The organism is Bradyrhizobium sp. UFLA05-89, from assembly GCF_059803475.1.
In genome coordinates, this window is sequence record NZ_JBANBA010000068.1 from 1 (window position 1) to 19,596 (window position 19,596).

Here is a 19,596-nt window from a genome sequence, read left to right on the forward strand (position 1 = left end):
GTGCCTTGGCGCTTTTTGGACGCCGGTCAGTTGACCCTGCGGAGCCTCCTTCTTGCCGGCGTCCAAAAACCAGCACAATAACAGACTCATGCACCGCAGCAGTGCGTCCTCGGCGGACACCGGTTGGGCGATCGAGAGCCCCAAACCCCTTAATCCATGACACGAGCGTTGAAGCCGACAACGAGGCTTTCGCCGATTGTGTCTGGCTCTCTGACATCAAGGCGGCGTCACGCTCGGCCTATCCTGGCGTTAACCATAAGGAAGCCTCTCGCACCGGCGGCCGTACGCTTAATGCTCGTTTAATATTTTCGTACAAACATAGACGATCAGCGCGGAGATAAATACGCAGAGAGAATACCGGCAGAAATTTATCCTCTAGGGTGATTGCATGAGAGCGTCTCTCATCATCGCGCTGGCTGCGACCTTGGTTGGCTGTAGTCGCGAACCGCCGCGTCAAGCGGCCGCGGAAGTGTGCGCGGACGAACGAGAGTTCGCCTGCTCCAACAGGACGGCTGCCGATCAGCCGATGAAACTCGCGCCGTCCAAAACCAATCTCCCAATAAAATCGACCAAATCTACCATCGCAACGAAGACCGAAAAGCCGCGGCCTCATCGTGTCCATGACAGGGCTCACCTCGCCACCAAGAAGGCCGTCGTCGAGGCAAAGGCAGAGCGCCCGACAACTCCCGTCCCGCCTCCTGCGTTGGCGACGCAACCCGAGCCAAAAAGCAACGCCACCATCGGCGCGGGTTCTGGTACGACAGGGCTAAGCATCACGGATTCGCGGCCCACCGTGGATACCGCCCAGAATTCCAAAAGCAGAACGATACACGAGCAGGTGGCAGCCGCTACCGCGGTTGCGGAGCGAATGACCGTCGCGACCCGAACGGCAGCACGCGACGGTGCCGAACCAACCGTAGGTGCGTTTCCCGACGACGCGGACCCCCTTGTTGCCGTTGTAATGGTTCGTCCGGAGATGCCGTCGGTATTCGCTCTTACCGCCAAGAACGTTGCGATGGATAACAGGTACACGGCATCGAGCGCTGATATCAGGTTCGCGATCGTGGCAGCAGGAGGTCCAGTGTTCCAACTGAGCACAGGACAAACAGCGGCGATCGATCGACTGGTCAATGGTGAGGTGCCGGCTGCGCTCCTGGCGCTGGTGTCTCCGGACGCAGCGGAGGCATTTCCTGAGATCGCAGGTTTCAAGATTTACGCCATCCCGCTCTCGTCGCGCTATCTGAAGCCCAGGCCTTAATCAATGCGGCTGGGTCATTTTCACCCGACCGACCGGGATTGTCAGCTGGGTGAAGCGCGCCTTAAGTTATAAGCCGTCGATGACGATCAAGCGGGGCGACTTCCGCTTTGCCTTCGGAAACCGTTTATAGTGCTCGCCCTGGGGCCTCGTCACGGCGCGGGACAGGCCGCTCCGGTCTTCACCCAGGCTTCGACCAGCGCACCGGCCTGGGCCTGCGTGCCGGGCACCGGCGAGCGGCCGAAGCCGGGCTTCCAGGCCCAGCCGACCAGCGTATCCTTGCCGATGTGGTCGATCAGCTCCTCCACCTTGCGGCCGCCGTTGCGTGCGGGATCCCTGATCTGCGCGCAGATCTCGCCGATCGTCTTGCCTTCCCATGCCATCTCGCGCGGTGCAAGGTGCCATTCGGGATGGCCGGGGATGCGGCCGGGCTCGAAATTGGCCTTCTGGTGGCAGGTATGACAGCGCATCGCCTCCAGGCCGTGGCCGTCGGCGCCGCGCGTGACCGGCGGCTGATGGAGACGCGGATTGTCGCCTTGCCGCGGGCTGTCGCCGGCGGGATGGCAGTTGGTGCAGCGCGGATGCGTCAGCACCTTGCCGAGCTCGGTGAAGATCGCGGCCGAGCGCTTCTCAGTGTCGGCAATGTTGGCGAAGCTCTCGGGCGAGGCCAGAGCATGGCTCGCGGTCTCGGAGGCGGCAAAGCCAGCGCAAAGGCTGCTGGCGAGCGCCGCGATCGCAGCCATCATCTTGAAGCGCGCGTCGGAGATCATGGCTCGTGTCACTTGGTAGCCATCAGGTAGCGATTTGAATCGGCGAGGATCACGTCGCGCACGGCCTCGTGATACTTGACGTAGCCGGTACAGCGGCAGAGGTGGCCGTCGAGCGCGTCGGCGATCGTCTGCTCCAGCGCGTCGCGGGCGACCGGCTTGCGTGCCAGGCGCTCGAGCAGGACCTGGCCCTCATTGAGAAAGCCCGCCGTGCAGTAGCCGCACTGAAACGCGAAATGATCGATGAAGGCTTTTTGCAGGGCCGAGAGCTCGCCGTCTCTGGCATGTCCCTCGACGGTGCGGATCGACTTGCCGTCGAAATTCACGGCCGGCGCGATGCAGGTCGGGCTGGTGTAACTGTTGCCGTCGGGTTCGTCGACGATGATGGCACAGCTCAAACATTGCGCGGCGCCGCAGCCGAATTTCGTGCCGGTCATGCCGAGCATTTCGCGCAAGAAATCGTTCATCGAGAGGTCGTCGCGCACCTCTACCGGACCATGCTTCTGGCCGTTGATGGTGAGGCTGAGGATCGTCACGCGAGCACTCCCTTCAAAAGGCTTTGCGTCACCGGCAGCGCGCGGAAGCGGTGGCCGGTGGCATCATGGATGGCGTTGATGAGCGCCGGCACGATCGGGATCATGACGACCTCCGCCATGCCCTTCGGCTCTTCGTCCGGCGTCAACGGTTTCAGCATCTCGATCTCGAGATCGCGCAAGGGGAGGTCCGAGCCGCGCGCGACGAGGTAGCGCCCGAGATTCCATTCGCCGTTGCCCGGGCCGCCTTCGAAGGGCGGCAGCGTTTCGAGCAGCGCGTAGCCGACGCCCATCGCGAAGCCGCCATGGGCCTGGCCCATGACGACCTCGGGCACGAGCGCGGTGCCGCATTCGAACACGCTGTAGGCTTTTGCGATGCGCAAGCTGCCGGTCGCGCGCTCGATCTCGACACGGACGACCGTGCCGCACATCGAGGTGTAGGCGGTGCCGATGCGATTGTTGTCGGTCGGGGGAAACTTGACGCTGGTGCGGTTGATGCGTTCGAACTTGCCGTTGCCGCGGCGGATCGCGAGGGCGTCGATGTCGGCGCGGTATTGCTCGCCGAACAGCGGGAAGCGGGCGCGCGACCAGGCCCAGCGGGAAAAGCTGTGCGCGACGGCGCCGGTGACGTAGCCGCGCGCATGGGCGGTTGCGGCGAGCGTGGGCAGCGCCAGCGGCTCCTGGCCGGGCATGATGAGCTGGCCATTCTCCCAACGCGCGCTAGCCCATTGCCGTGCGCGCGGATCGGTCTTTGGGATATGCCAGAGCTCCAGCGCCGCCGGCCACAGGCCGAAGCGGAAGATGACGCGGGCAGCTTCCGCAGACGAATGCGTGCCGACATGCGCGCCGATCGAGGCTGATGTCGCCGAGCTGATCGAGGGCACCCAGCGCGGATTCCTTTCGGCTGCATCCTGAGTCTTCTGATCCATCGTGTAGGGATCGCCGGAGGTGACGAGCCCGAGGGCGTCGTAGCTGTCGACGCGGGCGACCGAGACCTCGTCGGCGATCGTGCCGAGATGGCTCGCCACCCGGTTCGCCAGCGCCGTGCCGATGCCGTTGCCCATCTCGACGTGATCGCAGAAGATCGCGATCTTGCCGTCGGCGGTCAGCTCGACGCGTCCGAGCGAGCAATCCGCGCCGGAGCCGTAGTCCTTGGTCACGCAGGCAACGCCGGTACCGATCAGCCGGTCGGATGAGCCTTGCTTGAACCGCGCGCGCTGTTGCCAGATCGGATGCTTTTCGAGCTTGTCGAGGATTTCGGGCGTACGGACCGAAACGATGTACGGATTTCCCGTCATGGTCCGGCCGTTCTGCTTCAAGGCATTGCGACGGCGGAATTCGATCGGGTCGAGCTTCAGCTCGCTTGCCGCCTCGTCGATCAGCACCTCCAGCGCGGTCATGGTTTGCAGCGTGCCGTAACCGCGCATCGACCCTGCGGTGACGCCGCGCGAATGCAGTGCCACGGTCGTGACGTCGACCTTTGGAATGTCGTAGATGCCGATTGCACCGGTGGCGGCAACCACGGCGACGTTGGCCGAAAAATTGGCGAGACCGCCGCCGTCGAGCACGTGATCGGCGGCGAAGGCCTTGATCTTGCCGGTCGTGCGATCGATGCCGATGCGCGAGCGCATCTTGATCGGGTGGCGCTTGATGCCGCCCTGGAATTGCTGGTAGCGGTCATGGGCGAGCCGCACCGGCTTGCCGGGAAAGCAGATCGCGGCGAGCGCGACATAGAGAATGAATGGCGTGTGATCGCGGCCGCCGAAGCCGCCGCCAACATGGGCGAACTGCGCATTGATATGCGCCGGCCTGTAGGGCGCACGGGCCTTGGCCAAGAGATGCGCGATCGACTCTGCCGCCTCGTAGGGTGACTGGACGCCGAGCACCAGCTCGAGATTGCTGGCCTTGTTGTCATACCAGGCGAGGCCGCTTTCGGGCTCGAGGAACATCGGATCGACCGACTGCGTCTCGAATTCGCGGTCGAGCACGAGCAGCGAAGCATCTTCCGCCGCAAGCTCCGCGCGGATTTGCTCGCCATGTTTGGCGGCCTTGGTGTAATCGGCCGGCATCTCCTTGGCGAGCGGCGACCACACCGGCAGCGCGGCGCTCTGGACCTTCTTGGGAGAGACCCAGCCGGCCTGGATCGGCGAGTAGATATCCGGCTTCTCAGGTGCGCTACCTGCCACGCGGGTGAAGCGGAAGGAGCCGTAATCAGGCGCGATCACCGGCCCGGTTTCCTCGCCGAATTTGACGAAGGTGCCATCGCGCAGCACGAGGCGCGCCTGGTCGAAGGCATCGAACTTTTCGAAGATGAGGAGCGCGACCGGCTGACCCAGATAGAGCGGCGTCTTGCCGACGGGACAGAAGAGATCACCGGCATAGAATTCGGGCACCTGCGTGCCGATCCGGTCGAGATCGAGGGCCGTAACGACAACGGACGGCTTCAGTGCGCCCGACAGGCGGGCGAGATCCATCCCGGTGTAGACATGCGTGGCGTCGTTGGCGCGAACCAGGATCGCGTGCGAGGTGGCTTTTGGCCAGCCCGGAAGGTCGTTGGCGCGGAAATCGGAGGCGTAGAGCTTTGCGCCCGTCACCTTGGCGACGCCGTCGACGCGGCCGGCACCCTTGATCGCAGGATTGAAATTGCCGCGTCCGGGAAGCGTCTCGTGCGAGGCGAAGGGAGACTCCTTCGCCAGACCGAGATGTGACAGGCTGACCGAGATGCCGCCTGCCGATAACCACTTCACGAGCTCGCGTCGCGAAGGCCGCATGTTCTGATCCTTGTACAAGATTTCGAGGACATCACGATGCTGACGGCATCGGTGCCCGGAGGGTACGCGCCAACGCTCGCGTGAAGCTGTCATGATTCGTCATGCAGGCATAGAAACGGCAGGGCGTTTACATCAGATGAAGACGCTGCGTGTCACATGTGCGCGGATTGAGAATTCCATTTCCGCTTGCCTAGCAGTCGAATCAAATTGATTGAGGGAATTGGATGACGAGGGGCGGGAACTCACATGCAGCAGAATTCGAACGATCTCTCTCCGGTTAGCACGTCGACCGGAATGACAAGGCGCCAACTGCTCGATTGCGGTCTCAAGATGGGCGCGCTGTCATTGTTCGCTGGCGCCGCGAACGCCCAACACGCGATGCACGACCATGCCGACGCCTCGCACGCCGCGGACATGTCGCCGACGACGGGCATGGTACCGGAAACGACGGTTCCGGCCATAGATCAGAAGCTGGTCGAGCCCGAGGTGCGCAGGTCCGTCAGTGGCGTTCTGAGCACCACCTTGCGCTGCGGCTACGCCTATCGCCAGATCGGCGGCGTCAGGCTCTATGTCAGATCTTACGAGGGCGGCAGTCCGGGACCGACCTTGCGCATGAAGCCGGGCGAGACGCTGCGGATCAAGATGATCAACGATCTGCCGCCGAACCGCGACGGGCTCCCCGCCGACATCAGCCACCCGCATCAGTTCAACAACACCAATTTCCATTTCCACGGCGCGCATGTCAGCCCAAGCGGCATCGCCGATAACGTCATGCGTTCGATGGCGCCCGGCCACAGCTACAATATCGAGATCACGCTGCCGGCCGACCACACCAAAGGCACCTACTGGTATCACCCCCACCACCACGGCAGCGCCGACATCCAGATGTCCAGCGGCATGGTGGGCGCTGTCATCATCGAGGGCGATTTCGCCGACGTTCCGGAGATCGCGGCCGCGCGCGAGCGCCTCCTGGTGCTGACCCAGGTCGTCTTCGATGCCAACGGCATGGTGGAGAATTTCGAGACGCTATTCCCGGAGACGGCGACTCGATTCCTCGCGATCAACGGCCAGCGGCGGCCGGTCGTCGAGATGCGCCCCGGCGAGGTGCAGCGCTGGCGGATCCTCAATGCCGCCTATCAGGACGACATGCTGCTCGCTCTGGAGCAGCATGATCTGCACGCGATTGCATATGACGGCATCCAGCTCGGCGCCGTGCAACCGTTGAAGCAGCTCCTGATCGCGCCGGGCCAGCGCGCCGACATCCTCGTGAAAGCTGGCAGCCCGGGTACCTATGCCTTCAACGCGGCGCCCTACGATCAGGGGCATCCGTCTCCGGTGGGGCCGCTGGCGCGCATCGTAGTGTCGGGCGCGCCGATGGACATGAAACTGCCGAAGGCTCTTCCGCCGGCGCCGCTCGCGACCATCAAGGACGCGGAAATTACCAACCGGCGCAAGGTGGTGCTGTCGGCGACCGCGCCCGAAGCCGATGCCGCGGGCCATTGGCAGGAGTTCGGCTTCTTCATCGACGGCAAGAAGTTCGATCCCGCCCGTATTGATCACCGGGTCAAACTTGGCGCGGTCGAGGAGTGGAGCATCGTCAACACGCACGAACATGACGACCATGTCTTCCACATCCACACCAATCCGTTCCAGATCGTCTCGGTCAACGGGAAAGCCTTGGCGGCGCCGGAATGGCGGGATTCCGTGATCGTGGAGCGCCAGGGCGGCGAGGTCGTGTTCCGCTCCCGCTTCCTCGATTTCACCGGCGTTTTCATGCTCCACTGCCACATGATGAACCATGAGGAGATGGGCATGATGCAGACGGTCGAGGTCTACAAGTCCTAAACCCAGGGGCGGCTTGCGGGAATTTGGTGTCTCGCGGGGGGAATCCGGGTGCGGCCGGGCTTCCCCTGGCGACCGGCATGGCCTATTTACGCTGCAACGCAAAACTCCCCCAAAAAAGACCCCATGATCCGCCTCGACAACGTCAGCAAGCAAGCCGGCCACCAGATCCTTTTCATCGAAGCCTCTGCAGCGCTCAACAAGGGCGAGAAAATCGGGCTCGTCGGCCCGAACGGCGCCGGCAAGTCCACCCTGTTCCGCATGATCGCCGGGCAGGAGCTGCCCGATGAGGGCCAGGTCTCGATCGATCGCGGCATCACCATCGGCTATTTCAGCCAGGACGTCGGCGAGATGAGCGGCCGCAGCGCCGTGGCTGAAGTCATGGACGGCGCAGGCCCGGTCAGCGTGGTCGCGGCCGAGCTGCGCGAGCTCGAGGCCGCGATGGCCGATCCGGACAAGGCCGACGAGATGGACGAGATCATCGCGCGCTATGGCGAGGTGCAGCATCGTTTCGAGGAGCTCGACGGCTATGCGCTCGACGGACGGGCGCGTGAAGCGCTGTCCGGCCTCGGCTTCAGCCAGGAGATGATGGAGGGCGACGTCGGCGCGCTTTCCGGCGGCTGGAAGATGCGCGTGGCGCTGGCGCGCATTCTCCTGATGCGTCCCGACGTGATGCTGCTCGACGAGCCGAGCAACCATCTCGATCTGGAAAGCCTGATCTGGCTGGAGAAGTTTTTGCGCGACTACGAGGGCACGCTGCTGATGACCTCGCACGATCGCGAGTTCATCAACCGCGTGATCTCCAAGGTGGTCGAGATCGATTCCGGCTCGCTGACTACTTATTCCGGCGATTACGAGTTCTACGAGCAACAGCGCGCGCTGAATGAGAAGCAGCAGCAGGCGCAGTTCGAGCGCCAGCAGGCGATGCTCGCCAAGGAGATCAAGTTCATCGAGCGCTTCAAGGCGCGCGCCTCGCATGCCGCGCAGGTTCAGAGCCGGGTGAAGAAGCTCGACAAGATCGAGCGGGTCGAACCGCCGCGCCGCCGCCAGACAGTCGCGTTCGACTTTCTGCCTGCGCCGCGCTCGGGCGAGGACGTCGTCGCGTTGAAGAATGTCCACAAAGGCTATGGCAGCAAGCGGATCTATGACGGGCTCGATTTCATGATCCGTCGCCGCGAGCGCTGGTGCGTGATGGGCGTCAACGGCGCCGGCAAGTCGACCTTGCTCAAGCTGGTGGCCGGTGCGAGCGATCCCGATCAAGGCACGGTGGCGTTAGGGGGCAGCGTCAAGATGGGCTATTTCGCCCAGCACGCGATGGATCTGCTCGACGGGGACCGCACCGTGTTCCAGTCGCTGGAGGACGCGTTCCCGACCGCGGGGCAGGGGTCCTTGCGCGCACTCGCCGGCTGCTTCGGCTTCTCCGGTGACGACGTCGAGAAACGCTGCCGCGTGCTCTCCGGCGGCGAGAAGGCACGCCTCGTGATGGCAAAGATGCTATTCGACCCGCCGAACTTCCTGGTGCTGGACGAGCCGACCAACCATCTCGATCTCGCCACCAAGGAGATGCTGATCGCGGCGCTATCGGATTTCGAGGGCACCATGTTGTTCGTCTCGCACGACCGGCACTTCCTCAGCGTGCTCTCCAACCGCGTGCTGGAGCTGACGCCCGAGGGCATCCACCAATATGGCGGCGGCTACACCGAATACGTCGCCCGGACCGGCCAGGAAGCGCCTGGATTGCGGTCGTAGACGCGGCCCTCGCGTCGAGTCTCTTGAAGCGCTTAGCGACCGATCTTTCCTAGCTTCTGAGCGATCGTCGCGATCGTCCCTCCTACCGCCGTGCCGATGAAGGTCACAGTTATTTCGGGAGGGAGTTTGCCCATCGCGGTGAGCGGTGCGAGCATCAGGATCACCACAGCGCTAAAAATGAGGATGCTGTAGATGACCTTTTCCGTCGCGAATCTCGGCGGGTTGAGCTGCGTCATCAAGAGGCGGGTTTCCTCGATCAGCTTGAATTTCTCATCGAAGGAAAGCTCGGCGATACCGATGGAATCGATGATCACTGCTCTTTGCCGCAAGAGTTCTTGGATACCCTGCTTGCCGGCCTCGCCGATTTTCTCTGTGCGGCCGTAATCTGGGGGCGAGGTTGAAGAGGGCGACTCCTCTTCTTCCATTCGAATTTGAGGCGGCCCCGGATAAAAGCCGATTCTCCATCTTGGTCCGAGTGGATCGCTACTAATCATGATCGGATCTCCTGATACTCAGGCCTGTTGGCCCATGTCGCCGCATCCCGAGTACACGTCGCTCGGGGATCATGAAGCGAGGAACTCCGTCACACGGATCGTCTTGATCAAGTGCTTCTTGATTTGAAAACGTGCGCTTCCGTCACGTGTGCGGGCGCCTATTGGTTGCAAAATATCGATCGTGCCATGTTAGTGCGAACCCGAGTTGCCGGCAATATGGATGCGGCGCCGCGGAGATGCTGATCAAGGTGCTGTCGGTATTGCGGAGCTAGCATTCCCGTACGTGCCTTGACGCGTTGATGGCGCTCGCTACGCTCGCGCCGCTTTTGGAATGCGGAGTAGCTCTAATGGGCGGCTTGGTGATCGCGGGTGGTCGGGTGGTCGATCCGGCCAGCGGGATGGATGCTGTCGGCGACGTGGCTGTCATGGATGGCCGGATCGTTGCCGTCGGCACCGCCCTTGGCGGCGCGGAGCGGACGATCGACGCGACCGGCCTGGTGGTGGCGCCCGGCTTCATCGATCTGCATGCGCATGGCCAGTCGATCCCCGCCGATCGCATGCAGGCGTTCGACGGCGTGACGACGACGCTGGACCTCGAGGCCGGCGTGCTGCCAGTCGCAGCCTGGTATCGCAAGCAGGCGGCGAAAGGGCGCGTGCTCAACTATGGCGCCTCAACCAACTGGGCTTTCGCACGCATCGGCGCGATGACGGGCTCCAACTCGGAAAGCTCGCTGGAGGCGTTCGGCAATGCCATGCGCGATCGCCGCTGGATCGACAACGTGGCAAGCGACACGGAGGTCAACGGCATCCTCGATCGTCTTGCGGGTGGGCTCAACGAAGGCGGCATTGGCATCGGCATCCTGAACGCCTATGCCCCCGGCGCCGGCGTGCAGGAGCTCACCGCGGTGTGCCAGCTCGCGGCCACCCAAGACGTTCCGACCTTTACCCACGTCGCCTTCATGTCGCGTGTCGATCCGGAAAGTGCGGCCGAAGCCTATATCCGCCTGATCGGCTATGCCGGCGCCACCGGCGCGCATATGCACATCTGCCACTTCAACTCCTCCAGCAAGACCGACATCGAACGTTGCGTGAAGCTGGTGGCCAAGGCGCAGGCGCAGGGCCTTCCGATCACGGTCGAGGCTTATCCTTACGGCACCGGTTCGACCGTGCTCGCGGCCGCGTTCTTCAGCGACCCTGAATTCGAGGCGCGCAACGGCACCGGCTACGACTCGGTGCAGCGGGTCGCCGATGGCCGTCGCTTCCGCGACCGGCAGGAACTGCTGGCGGCGCAGGCCGCAGAGCCCTCCACGCTGGTGCTCTGGCACATCCTCGATATCGAGAACAATGCGCATCATCGCGATCTCCTGGACATGTCGGTGCTTTATCCCGGCGGCGCGATTGCATCCGACGCCATGCCCTGGACGCTTTCCGATGGCCGCACCTACACCGGCGATGCCTGGCCGCTGCCCAAGGACGCACGTCCCATCCGCGCTCTGCAGGCTGCTTCACCCGCTTCATCCGTGAGTGGGTGCGCGAGCGCCGCGCAGTGTCGCTGCTGGAAGGCATCCGCAAATGCGCGCTGATTCCAGCGCAGATTCTCGAGCACAGCACGCCCGCGATGCGAGCCAAGGGACGGCTTGCGGCCGGCACTGACGCCGACATCGTGGTGTTCGACTACGAGACGCTGACCGACCGGGCGGAATTCTCCGCGATGAACCGTGCGTCGGAGGGCGTACGCCATCTCGTGGTGAGTGGCCATCTGCTGATCACCGATGGTGTGCTGGATGTGGCGGCAAGGCCCGGCCGGCCGGTGCGCCGGCCCGTCACCGAGGCTTGAGGCGTGTCCGTCCCGGTTCTGCTCGTGGCGGGCTTCCTCGGGGCGGGCAAGACCACGGTCGTGAACCATCTCTTGGCGCATGCCGGCGGACGGCGGATCGCGGCGGTCGTCAACGATTTCGGTGCGATCAACATCGACGCTGAGCTGATCACGGGCGCCGCCGACGGCGTGGTGAGCCTCGCCAATGGCTGCATCTGCTGCTCGCTCGAAGGCGATCTCTTGCGCACGCTTGCCGTGCTGCTGCGGCGTGATCCGCGCCCGGACGTGATCGCGATCGAAACCAGCGGCGTGGCCGATCCGGCGGATGTCGTGCGCAACCTGATGGACCCCCTGATCTTTCGCGAAGCGCCGCTGGAAACCGTGCTGTGCGTGGTGGACGCGACTATGCAGGTCACCATGTTGGACGACGCATTGCTGCGGTCGCAGCTACGGGCGGCCGACGTGGTGGCGCTGAGCAAGGTGGATCTGGCAGACAGCGCCGGCGCCGCGCAGATGCGGGATGCCATCCGCGCGATGCGCCCCTCGGCCGTCCTGGTCGATTCTGTCCATGGCGAAGTGCCCGCGGCGCTGCTGTTCGCGCCCGACGTCGATCGCGCGCCAGCGCCGCGCCAGCCGGGACCGAAACGACCGGCTGCCGAGCGGTTCGAGACCATGAGCTGGACGGCAGACAGGCCGATATCGCTGCCGCGATTGCAGGCGGCGATCGGACGCCTCGCGCCAAAGCTCGCGCGGGCGAAGGGGCTGTTCGAGACTGCCGAGCAGCCCGGGCGGCTGATGGTTTTTCAACTTGCCGGCGGTCGGGCGACGCTGGCCGCGGGCGGGACGCTGTCAGCGGGGACGCCGCGGACGCGGATCCTCTTCGTTGCCGAACTCGGCGTCCTCTCGCGAGAGGAGATCGATCGGATCATGGAAGGCTGCGTCGACGCTGCAGGTGCGTGACGGACTCCGGCGACCGTTTCAAGCGGGATGAGGTTGCTCAAAAACAAGATACGCCCGCGGTGGCGGGCGTATCGGGATCGAGGGTTAATCGCGCCGTGTCTTAAGCGCTCGTCTCGCACTTCTTCATAAAGCTGTTCTTGGCGGCACCGGCGAGCGGTTTGCCGTCCGAGCCAACCGCCTTGGGCGCGCACGCGTCTTCCTTGCACTTCTTCATGAACGAGGTCTTGGCGGCGCCGGCCAGCGGCTTGCCGTCCTTGCCGACGGCCTTGCTTTCGCAGGTATCCTCCGCGAAGGCCGAACCGGCCGCGAAGGTGGCGACGACGGCAGCCAGGAAAATCCGCTTCATGATGGGTGTCTCCCTAAACAATGGTTCGGGAATAGGAACTCCGAATCGTGGCGCAATCAAGCAAGATCAGGCGCTCAGCCTGGTGACCGTTTCAATTTTTCCAGCGTGCAACTGCGGCAATCGCCTTGGTCTGCACGTCGTTCAACGCGGCCTGGTTCGCGGCGACCGACTGACGCCGTGGCGAGGGATCGTCGAAGTCATGAGTCGCGCCCGGATAGACCGTGACGTCGATCTTGCTGCCGGCCTGGTGCGCCCGATCGGCGGCCTGCTGGCAGAACGTGGGCGACACCTCCTCGTCGTCGGCCCCCAGGAACATGGCAATCGGCGCGGTCGTGGAGATCGTCGGCTGCAACAGCGCCTTCGGCCCGCAACCCGGATAGAAGGCAAGCGCGCCGCGAAAGCCGGCTGCCGGGTTCGCGCCTTGCCGGATCATCACGTTCAGCGCGGTGCTGCCGCCGTTCGACCAGCCCTGGAGGAAGATCTGGTTGCCGATCACGTCGCCGCGGCTGCGCAAATAGGCAAGCGCGCCCTCGGCATCGAGCGGGCGCACGGTCTTCTCGTTGACGTCATCACGATCGGGATCGTCATGGGTGAAACGGCCAAAACCGTAGGCCTTGCCGCGCGGACCAAAACTGTCCGGCAGCAGCGCGAGATAGCCGCGTGCTGCCCAGTACTGGCCCCACATCGCGTGCCGTTTCGACAAGGTCGCGGCGTTGCAAGGCGAGGAGACCTTGGGGCCAACGACGGTGCAGTCCGCGTTGACGTTGCTGGAATAGGGGCCGCCGCGGCCGTGCAGCAGCACGATGGCGGGCGCGGGACCCGCCGCCTGCGGGCGGAATAAATAGCCGACGAGCTGCGTGCGGCCGTCGGCGCTTTGGAAATAGACAGTCTCCGGTGCGGCTGTCGCATCTGAGATCAGCCACAGTGAGGTGGTCGCGGCAAAGACAATGCGGGTGAAAAAGGCTGTCATGCTGGTCGGAATCCCCGGTCTTCCGGCAGGAGACGCTGGTAGAGGCGAAGATTCAACTCCGCCGCTCTCATGTGCCACGAACGAGCAAAGCCCTGAAATCGGCACGCGCGCGCTGGGCCTCGAGGCGCGCAACCTCGGAGGCTTCACCCATGCTGAAATAGCCGTGAATCAGGCCGGCGCCCTCGTGATGCCTGACGGGAACGCCGGCAGCTTCCAGCGCCCGCGCGTAGGCCGCACCTTCGTCGCGCAGCGGATCGAACCAGGCCGTCGTGACTACGGCCGGTGCAACGCCGGCGAGCGATTTGGCCCGCAGCGGCGAGACACGCCAGTCCTGCGCGTGCGAGGGATCGGCGAGGTAATGGCCAGCAAACCACTCCATCACCGCGCGTGACAGAAAGTAGCCATCCGCGTTTTCGATGCGCGAGGGAAAGCGCGCGTTCTCGACCGCATCAGCATAATTGCCGACCGCGTCGGTCGCGGGATAGACCAGAAACTGTCCGGCGAGCCTGATGCCGGCGTCTCGGCAGGCGATTGCGGTGACTGCTGCGAGATTGCCGCCGGCGCTGTCGCCGGCGACGCCGAGGCGCTTCAAGTCGCCGCCAAATTCCGCGATGCGCTCGAACACGTCGCGTGCTGCGGCAAAGGCATCCTCGAATGCGCCGGGAAAGCGCGTCTCCGGCGGACGCCGATAGTCGACGGAGATCACGACTGCGCCGGTCTCGATCGCGAGGAATCGCGCCTGCCGGTCATGGGTGTCGAGACCGCCTGCAACCCAGCCGCCGCCGTGGAAGAAGACCACCGTCGGCGATGTCGTCGAGCCGACGCGATAGACGCGTGCCGCGAGCGCTCCCGCGCCGCCCTTCACCTCGATATCGCGAACCTCGTCTACGGGCGGGGGCGGCACGGCCGCACGCGCCGCTGCGAGTGCAAGCAAGGACTCGCGGGCGCTCTGCGGTGTCATCGTCACGGGATCGCGCAGCGGCAGCGTCGGGATGATCTGGGCAATGACGGGATCGAGCGGTGCGGCCATCGGCAGGTCTTTCAAGGGGCTTGCAACGGTTCTTGGTCTTGCTTGCGCGCTAGCATAGGTTTCGAGCGCAGCTTGGGCAACCGGCGGCAACGTCACGACGACACGTTTGCCGCCAATGCCGTGCGATCCGATCGCGAGGAGAGCAGCGAGTTCGTGCGTTTCGTCGGGTTCGCTGACTAGAGGTTGTGTGCTCGAGACGCGCATTGCGGTTTGCAAACAGAATATTCTTCTGCCGAAATTTTTGGTGCGGACTCCCAACCGGCTCTTGCAATCTCGACTCGTCAGGAGGAACAATAAGCGCTGTGAAAGGTTTGTTGCTGGCGCGAGGGAATTCACATGCGGCGGCTGGCTAGCCTGGTGCGATGGTTGCTCGGACCGCGAGTGCGGTATCCCGTTGATGATGATCCAAGTCTCCCTTTCTCCCCCGAAGAATTCGGCCGGTTGATTTGCAGCGGCAAACATGAAGATATGAAGCGGCTGGCGGAGGGCTTGGCGTGCCGGTCGATCCCGCGTCGCGCCAAATATCGCGCGACGCATTGAGACCAACGCGCATTTAAGCCAACGCGCATTTAGACCAAAGCAATGAAGGCGGCGATGCGCGATCAGCGGGTCAGCGCGACCTGCTTGAACGAGGCGACCAGCGCCTTCTCCAGCTTACCCTGCATTCCCAGAAGAACGCCGTAGGCCTCCTCGCGCGGCATTGTCTGCCGGTACGACCGGTGCTCGATCAGCGCGGCGAAGATGTCGGAGATGGTGAGAATTCGAACGACATCCGTGATGCTATCGGCGCAAAGCGCGTCCGGATATCCGCTGCCGTCGAGATATTCGTGGTGATGACGGACCGCATCGAGGATCTCGGGCGAGATATTGGCGTAATCCTTCAGAACCTCGTATCCCGCGACCGGGTGGGTCTCGATCAGCGAGCGCTCCTCGGCGTCGAGGCGTCCCGGCTTGTCGAGGATCGCCAGCGGAATCTTTGCCTTGCCGATGTCGTGAAACATGGCCGCCGAGTACAGCCGTTCCAGGTCGTCTTTCCTGACGCCGAGACTTAGGCCAAAGTCGATGGCGACACCGGTGACCAGCAGGCAATGCTGGTAGGTTCCCTCGTGATGGCGCCGTACCGTCGTGAGCCATTCCGACAGGCCGTGTTCTGCGATGCGGTTGGCGATCTTGCGGCCGGCCTCTCTTGTTCCGTCGACGTCGATGGTCTCACCGAGCATGACCGAGCTGAACATCGAGCCGATGGCGGTCGCGGCCGCTTCGACGGCATCATCCGGCTGCGACTGGCCATCTGCGGACGTGGCATCGGACTGCGGCGTCCCGAGCAGCGCGGCAAGGAGCTTGGCCTGATTGGGCGCGCCCGGCAGGACGTGCGTGGCGCCGAGGGCGTAGGCCTGCGAGATGCAAACGTGGGAGGGCGGCTCGACCAGAAAGATGCGTTTGCCCGCCTTGGCCAGCCGTGCAGACCGTTTCTTCAGCGCAGCAATGTTGCCGACGTCGCGAAGATCTGCGCGCACGACGACGGCAAGCGGTGAGTGCGGCAGCCGTGCCTCGGCATCGAGCCGCTCACCCGCCACGGCGAATTTCCGTTCGACGATCGAGCAAATTCCGGAGAGTTTGTCCGAGCTGTCTGCCAGCACGTGCACGAAAGCCGCCCGAGACTCCGGGACGCTGCTTTGAGCTTTGACTGGTGCGACGAAACTGGAACCTGGCACGGCTGTGGCTTTCGGCGACGGCTATTTGCTCGCGCCCTTCGCCGCGTGTTCGCTGTCGACCTTCGTCGGTCCTTTCTTCGTTCCCCCCTTGATGAAGTGAATCCCAGCCATAGTTCCGTCGATCCAAACCAGTTCGCAGCGGCGATAGGCGAGGCCTGTCGAGGACAGCAGCATGAAGAATTCCCTCGCTTGCAGAACGTCGAGAGTTCCTTCGACCTCGATCTTGGCGCCGCTGTCCGAAACATCGAGCAGCACGCAGGCGCGGCGCCAGGTGCCGTCCGCTCCCATCAGATTGACGGGTTGCTTGTGATCCATCCGAACGCGGTGTGATTTGCGACCGTCAAATTTCATCGGCTGGCCCCCGATTTCCCGCGCTTGTTGTTGTCAGTGGTCACGGCGTCGGCGCTTGCGGCCATTTCGCCCCAGCGCACCGCCCACTGGCTTGTTGAAAGATAGAGCTCGTCGAACAGTTTTTGGGCGCGCTCGCGCTGCTCGTAGGAAAGGCGCGGACCGCCGCGATTGCAGAGGATGGCGAGCGTCGTCTGCCAGTTCAGGCGGGAGGCGCGGCAGGCCATGACCAGTGCTTCGCAATCCTCGTCGGTGATGATCTTTTCAATCACGTCCATCGGCGCGCCCGACAGCACCGAGAGCGAGGCGATCAGATTGGCTGCCTCGCCCCGGATCGCGAAGCGGTTGACGGTTGAGTCGTTGAGCTTCCCGACGCGGTTGAGCGCGACGACGGAGAGCCGTGCTTCCGCATAGTCGGTCGATGATGGAAGCTTCGGCCGTGCCGCGGGCGGTGTCGGACTGAGCACGGTCTCGATCCGCTCGCGCAAAGCGGGGGCGGCAGCATCAAGTATGGAGGCCCTCGCGTCCGGGCTCAGCCGGGGGAAGAGCCCGCGGACAATTTTGTCGGGCGTGTCGGACCGGAATGCCAGCGCCCTGGCGATCTCGTTGTCATGTTCGGCCCTGGCGATCAGCATGGCGTAGCCCGTGGCGGAAAAAGCGGCCCCCGGATTGTTCACCAGCGCGCGACCGACATTCTTGCCGCCACGCTTCAGCAGGATGTCCGTCAGGACCGGATCAACCGAGTTCCTTCCAGAGATCGCCAGCAGATGCTGCTCCCCGCGCGAGGTCGCAATCGTTTCTAGGTCGTTTGCCGAAATCGTGCGCGATTTGAGAAGGAGCGGGCCCGCAACCATCGGGTCGTCATGGAAGGCAAGACGGCGCGACGTTTCCCTTGGAGCCAAACTCAGATCGACCAGCGCTGTGCTCAGCTGTGTGAGTGCCTTCGGCTCGATGCGTTCCGCAATGCGAAGCAGGACCTCGTCCAACGCGCTGATTTCGGGCTCCTGAAGACGATCGCGACCTGCGACGAGCAGGTCGGTCGTCCGCCGGAGCATGCGGACGCGGCGCTCGTAGGCGCAGCCTGCAATGGTGCTCTCGAGCTCGGCAACAATATCGGCAGGCAAAATGGCATTCATGGCGGGCCTGATCCGCTAAAAAACGACGGTGCTTCTACGGAGGCAATTGCGCGCCAAAGTTGTTAAACATCGGTTATGGTGGAGGCGTCGACGGTGCCATCGCACCGTCCTCCGAATTTGAATCGATATCGAAATTCGGCAAACGCAACTGCGGTATTTTTGATTTCTGCGCGCTCAGGCAAGCGCGCCCGACGGAACCGAAGATACAGTTGAGCGAATAGCCGGATTAGGGGACCGTTGTTGAACTGATTTCTTGATTCGCGATGAATGCCATTTTTTGGGATGCCGATGTCGGCGCCAAAGATATTTCGATTTGACGATGTCGATGAATTCCGCAGTGCGATACGAACCCTGGATGTGGAGTTCACGCCGCTCGTGCGGAAGATTGCGGCCGAGCAGACCATCCTGAATCTGCCGGGTTGCGACGTCAACTTCACGAAATCCTTTCCACGTATCGTGGATGCGCAGCTCGTGAAGAACTGCACCGCGGTTGGCTTCACGATGGACGACCATGAGGTTCCCATCCGTTTCAACGGAGCGCACCGGGATCGTGCGGCCATCGTGATCGGCGGCGGTGGCGCCGTCTTCAACATGGTCGAGGAAGTCGAGCGGCAATACGCCTCTGTGATGTTTACGCCGGAGGTGAGCGGGCGCGGCTGGCCGGAGACGAGGGCAAACTTCCGCATCTACGAAACGAGCGCGTTGGCGCTGACCTGGCTGCGCAAGCTGATCAGGGAGGTGATCGCTGCTGCCTCGGAGCCTGTCGATGCCGTCGAATGGCCGATGAAGGCATCGGCGATGAGGGAATCCCTGCTCGCCGCGATCGATGCGGCGTTTGCTGGCGTCGTTCCAACACGCTGGACCGCGCGGGCCAATGACGAGCGGCACTTCAGGACATTCCAGGACATCCGCGCGCTCCTGCTGGATGATCTCGCTCAGCCGATCTACAGTGAGGAGTTGGCCAGGAAGCTCGGCCTGTCCGTGCGCAGCATGCACGATGCAGTCCAGCGCTATCGAGGCATGAGCCTGCACCGCTATTTGCGCCTGCGGCGACTGTGGCTCGTTCGCAAGCGATTGCTGGCCGGGCCCGAGAGCGTGAAGGCGGCGGCGCTTGCCTTCGGCTTCTGGCACCTCAGCGACTTCTCGAGAAGCTATCGGCAACAGTTCGGCGAAACGCCGTCACAGACGCTGGAGCGCGCCCGAAAGGCCTGACCTTTCGTCGCGGCTTTCGTGAATAGGTCGGCATAACGCTTCATGCTAGGATGCGCCCGTCATGGGCAATCGCATCCTCGTCCTCTACGGCTCCTACCGCGTCGACCGCATGGGTATTCGTCTGGCGCATTTCGTCGTCAACGGCTTGCGGAGCCGTGGCGATGAGGTCACCTTCATCGACGCCAAGGCGGTCGGCCTTCCCATGCTCGACCGCATGTACAAGGAGCATCCCAAAGGGAAGGCGCCGGAGGCACTTGAGAGGCTGGCGACGCAGATCCGCGATGCCGACGGTTTCGTGTTCGTCACCGGCGAATACAATTGGGGTATTCAGCCGGGGTTGAAGAACCTCACCGATCATTTTCTCGAGGAATGGTTCTGGCGTCCGGCCGCAGTCGTCAGCTATTCCGCCGGTCGCTTTTCCGGCGCACGCGCCGCAACCGCCTGGCATGGCACGCTGTCGGAAATGGGCATGGTGGTGATCTCGAGCACGATCGCGGTCGGTCCGATCGCGCAGACGCTGTCGGCGGAGGGCGAGCCGACGGGCGAGGGCGGCAAGGCGCTGGAGCGCTCGTTCCCGCGTTTTGCCGACGATCTCACCTGGTGGGTCGAGGCTGCCAAGGCGCAACGGGCAAGGAAGGCGCCGCCTTACTGA

The 19,596-nt window shown here is 63.6% G+C and carries 16 protein-coding genes and 1 pseudogene; 7 read left to right on the top strand and 10 right to left on the bottom strand.

All coding sequences use genetic code 11. The features are described 5' to 3' along the window. Window positions 1–526: 526 nt before the first annotated feature. Window positions 527–1,258 (top strand): hypothetical protein, encoded by a 732-nt coding sequence (locus SO139_RS28865; protein WP_498541045.1) that lies wholly within the window; start codon window positions 527–529, stop codon window positions 1,256–1,258. Window positions 1,259–1,407: 149 nt separating this feature from the next. On the opposite strand, the gene SO139_RS28870 is transcribed toward SO139_RS28865, so the two are convergent. Genes SO139_RS28870 through SO139_RS28880 form a run of 3 tightly spaced genes read right to left on the bottom strand, consistent with a single transcriptional unit; the run spans window position 1,408 to window position 5,326 of the window. After that, complete coding sequence (locus SO139_RS28870) at window positions 1,408–2,025, bottom strand: Isoquinoline 1-oxidoreductase subunit (protein ID WP_449382151.1); 618 nt, start codon at window positions 2,023–2,025, stop codon at window positions 1,408–1,410. 8 nt (window positions 2,026–2,033) lie between these two features. Beyond that, window positions 2,034–2,558 (bottom strand): (2Fe-2S)-binding protein, encoded by a 525-nt coding sequence (locus SO139_RS28875; RefSeq protein WP_449382150.1) that lies wholly within the window; start codon window positions 2,556–2,558, stop codon window positions 2,034–2,036. After that, window positions 2,555–5,326: a xanthine dehydrogenase family protein molybdopterin-binding subunit gene (locus SO139_RS28880; protein WP_498541046.1), complete on the bottom strand. Its 2,772-nt coding sequence runs from the start codon at window positions 5,324–5,326 to the stop codon at window positions 2,555–2,557. The genes SO139_RS28875 and SO139_RS28880 overlap by 4 nt, the downstream gene beginning before the upstream one ends. A gap of 246 nt (window positions 5,327–5,572) precedes the next feature. Between SO139_RS28880 and SO139_RS28885 the strand changes: the two genes are divergently transcribed. Both SO139_RS28885 and SO139_RS28890 read left to right on the top strand, forming a co-directional pair. Continuing rightward, window positions 5,573–7,171 carry a multicopper oxidase family protein gene (locus SO139_RS28885; protein WP_449382148.1) on the top strand — a complete coding sequence of 533 codons (1,599 nt, stop codon included), beginning with the start codon at window positions 5,573–5,575 and terminating at the stop codon, window positions 7,169–7,171. A 123-nt stretch (window positions 7,172–7,294) separates the two neighbouring features. Next, a complete protein-coding gene (locus tag SO139_RS28890) occupies window positions 7,295–8,917 on the top strand; it encodes an ABC-F family ATP-binding cassette domain-containing protein (protein ID WP_449382147.1) in 1,623 nt (540 codons plus the stop codon). Between the two features lie 32 nt (window positions 8,918–8,949). On the opposite strand, the gene SO139_RS28895 is transcribed toward SO139_RS28890, so the two are convergent. Continuing rightward, a complete protein-coding gene (locus SO139_RS28895) occupies window positions 8,950–9,411 on the bottom strand; it encodes a hypothetical protein (protein WP_449382146.1) in 462 nt (153 codons plus the stop codon). A 347-nt stretch (window positions 9,412–9,758) separates the two neighbouring features. On the opposite strand from SO139_RS28895, the pseudogene SO139_RS28900 reads away from it, so the two are divergent. Both SO139_RS28900 and SO139_RS28905 read left to right on the top strand, forming a co-directional pair. After that, a pseudogene (locus SO139_RS28900) lies at window positions 9,759–11,248 on the top strand (amidohydrolase family protein). A gap of 3 nt (window positions 11,249–11,251) precedes the next feature. Continuing rightward, a complete protein-coding gene (locus tag SO139_RS28905; RefSeq protein WP_498541047.1) occupies window positions 11,252–12,187 on the top strand; it encodes a CobW family GTP-binding protein in 936 nt (311 codons plus the stop codon). A 100-nt stretch (window positions 12,188–12,287) separates the two neighbouring features. Here the strand turns inward: SO139_RS28905 and SO139_RS28910 are convergent, their stop codons facing one another. From SO139_RS28910 to SO139_RS28935, 6 genes are all read right to left on the bottom strand, one after another. Further along, window positions 12,288–12,533, bottom strand: a complete 246-nt coding sequence (locus SO139_RS28910) for a hypothetical protein (protein ID WP_498541048.1) — start codon at window positions 12,531–12,533, stop codon at window positions 12,288–12,290. 91 nt (window positions 12,534–12,624) lie between these two features. Continuing rightward, window positions 12,625–13,503 (bottom strand): dienelactone hydrolase family protein, encoded by an 879-nt coding sequence (locus SO139_RS28915; protein ID WP_498541049.1) that lies wholly within the window; start codon window positions 13,501–13,503, stop codon window positions 12,625–12,627. A gap of 67 nt (window positions 13,504–13,570) precedes the next feature. Next, entirely contained in the window at window positions 13,571–14,533 is a 963-nt protein-coding gene (locus SO139_RS28920) for an alpha/beta hydrolase (RefSeq protein WP_449382156.1), read from the bottom strand. A 602-nt stretch (window positions 14,534–15,135) separates the two neighbouring features. After that, window positions 15,136–16,179: an HD-GYP domain-containing protein gene (locus SO139_RS28925; RefSeq protein WP_449382141.1), complete on the bottom strand. Its 1,044-nt coding sequence runs from the start codon at window positions 16,177–16,179 to the stop codon at window positions 15,136–15,138. A gap of 90 nt (window positions 16,180–16,269) precedes the next feature. Further along, complete coding sequence (locus SO139_RS28930) at window positions 16,270–16,599, bottom strand: PilZ domain-containing protein (protein WP_449382140.1); 330 nt, start codon at window positions 16,597–16,599, stop codon at window positions 16,270–16,272. Beyond that, entirely contained in the window at window positions 16,596–17,732 is a 1,137-nt protein-coding gene (locus tag SO139_RS28935) for a DUF2336 domain-containing protein (RefSeq protein WP_449382139.1), read from the bottom strand. Before SO139_RS28935 ends, SO139_RS28930 begins: the two co-directional genes overlap by 4 nt. Before the next feature lie 288 nt (window positions 17,733–18,020). On the opposite strand from SO139_RS28935, the gene SO139_RS28940 reads away from it, so the two are divergent. Both SO139_RS28940 and SO139_RS28945 read left to right on the top strand, forming a co-directional pair. Next, window positions 18,021–18,944: a helix-turn-helix domain-containing protein gene (locus tag SO139_RS28940; RefSeq protein WP_449382138.1), complete on the top strand. Its 924-nt coding sequence runs from the start codon at window positions 18,021–18,023 to the stop codon at window positions 18,942–18,944. 61 nt (window positions 18,945–19,005) lie between these two features. Continuing rightward, on the top strand, window positions 19,006–19,596 hold the full coding sequence (locus SO139_RS28945) for an NADPH-dependent FMN reductase (RefSeq protein ID WP_449382137.1): 591 nt from the start codon (window positions 19,006–19,008) through the stop codon (window positions 19,594–19,596).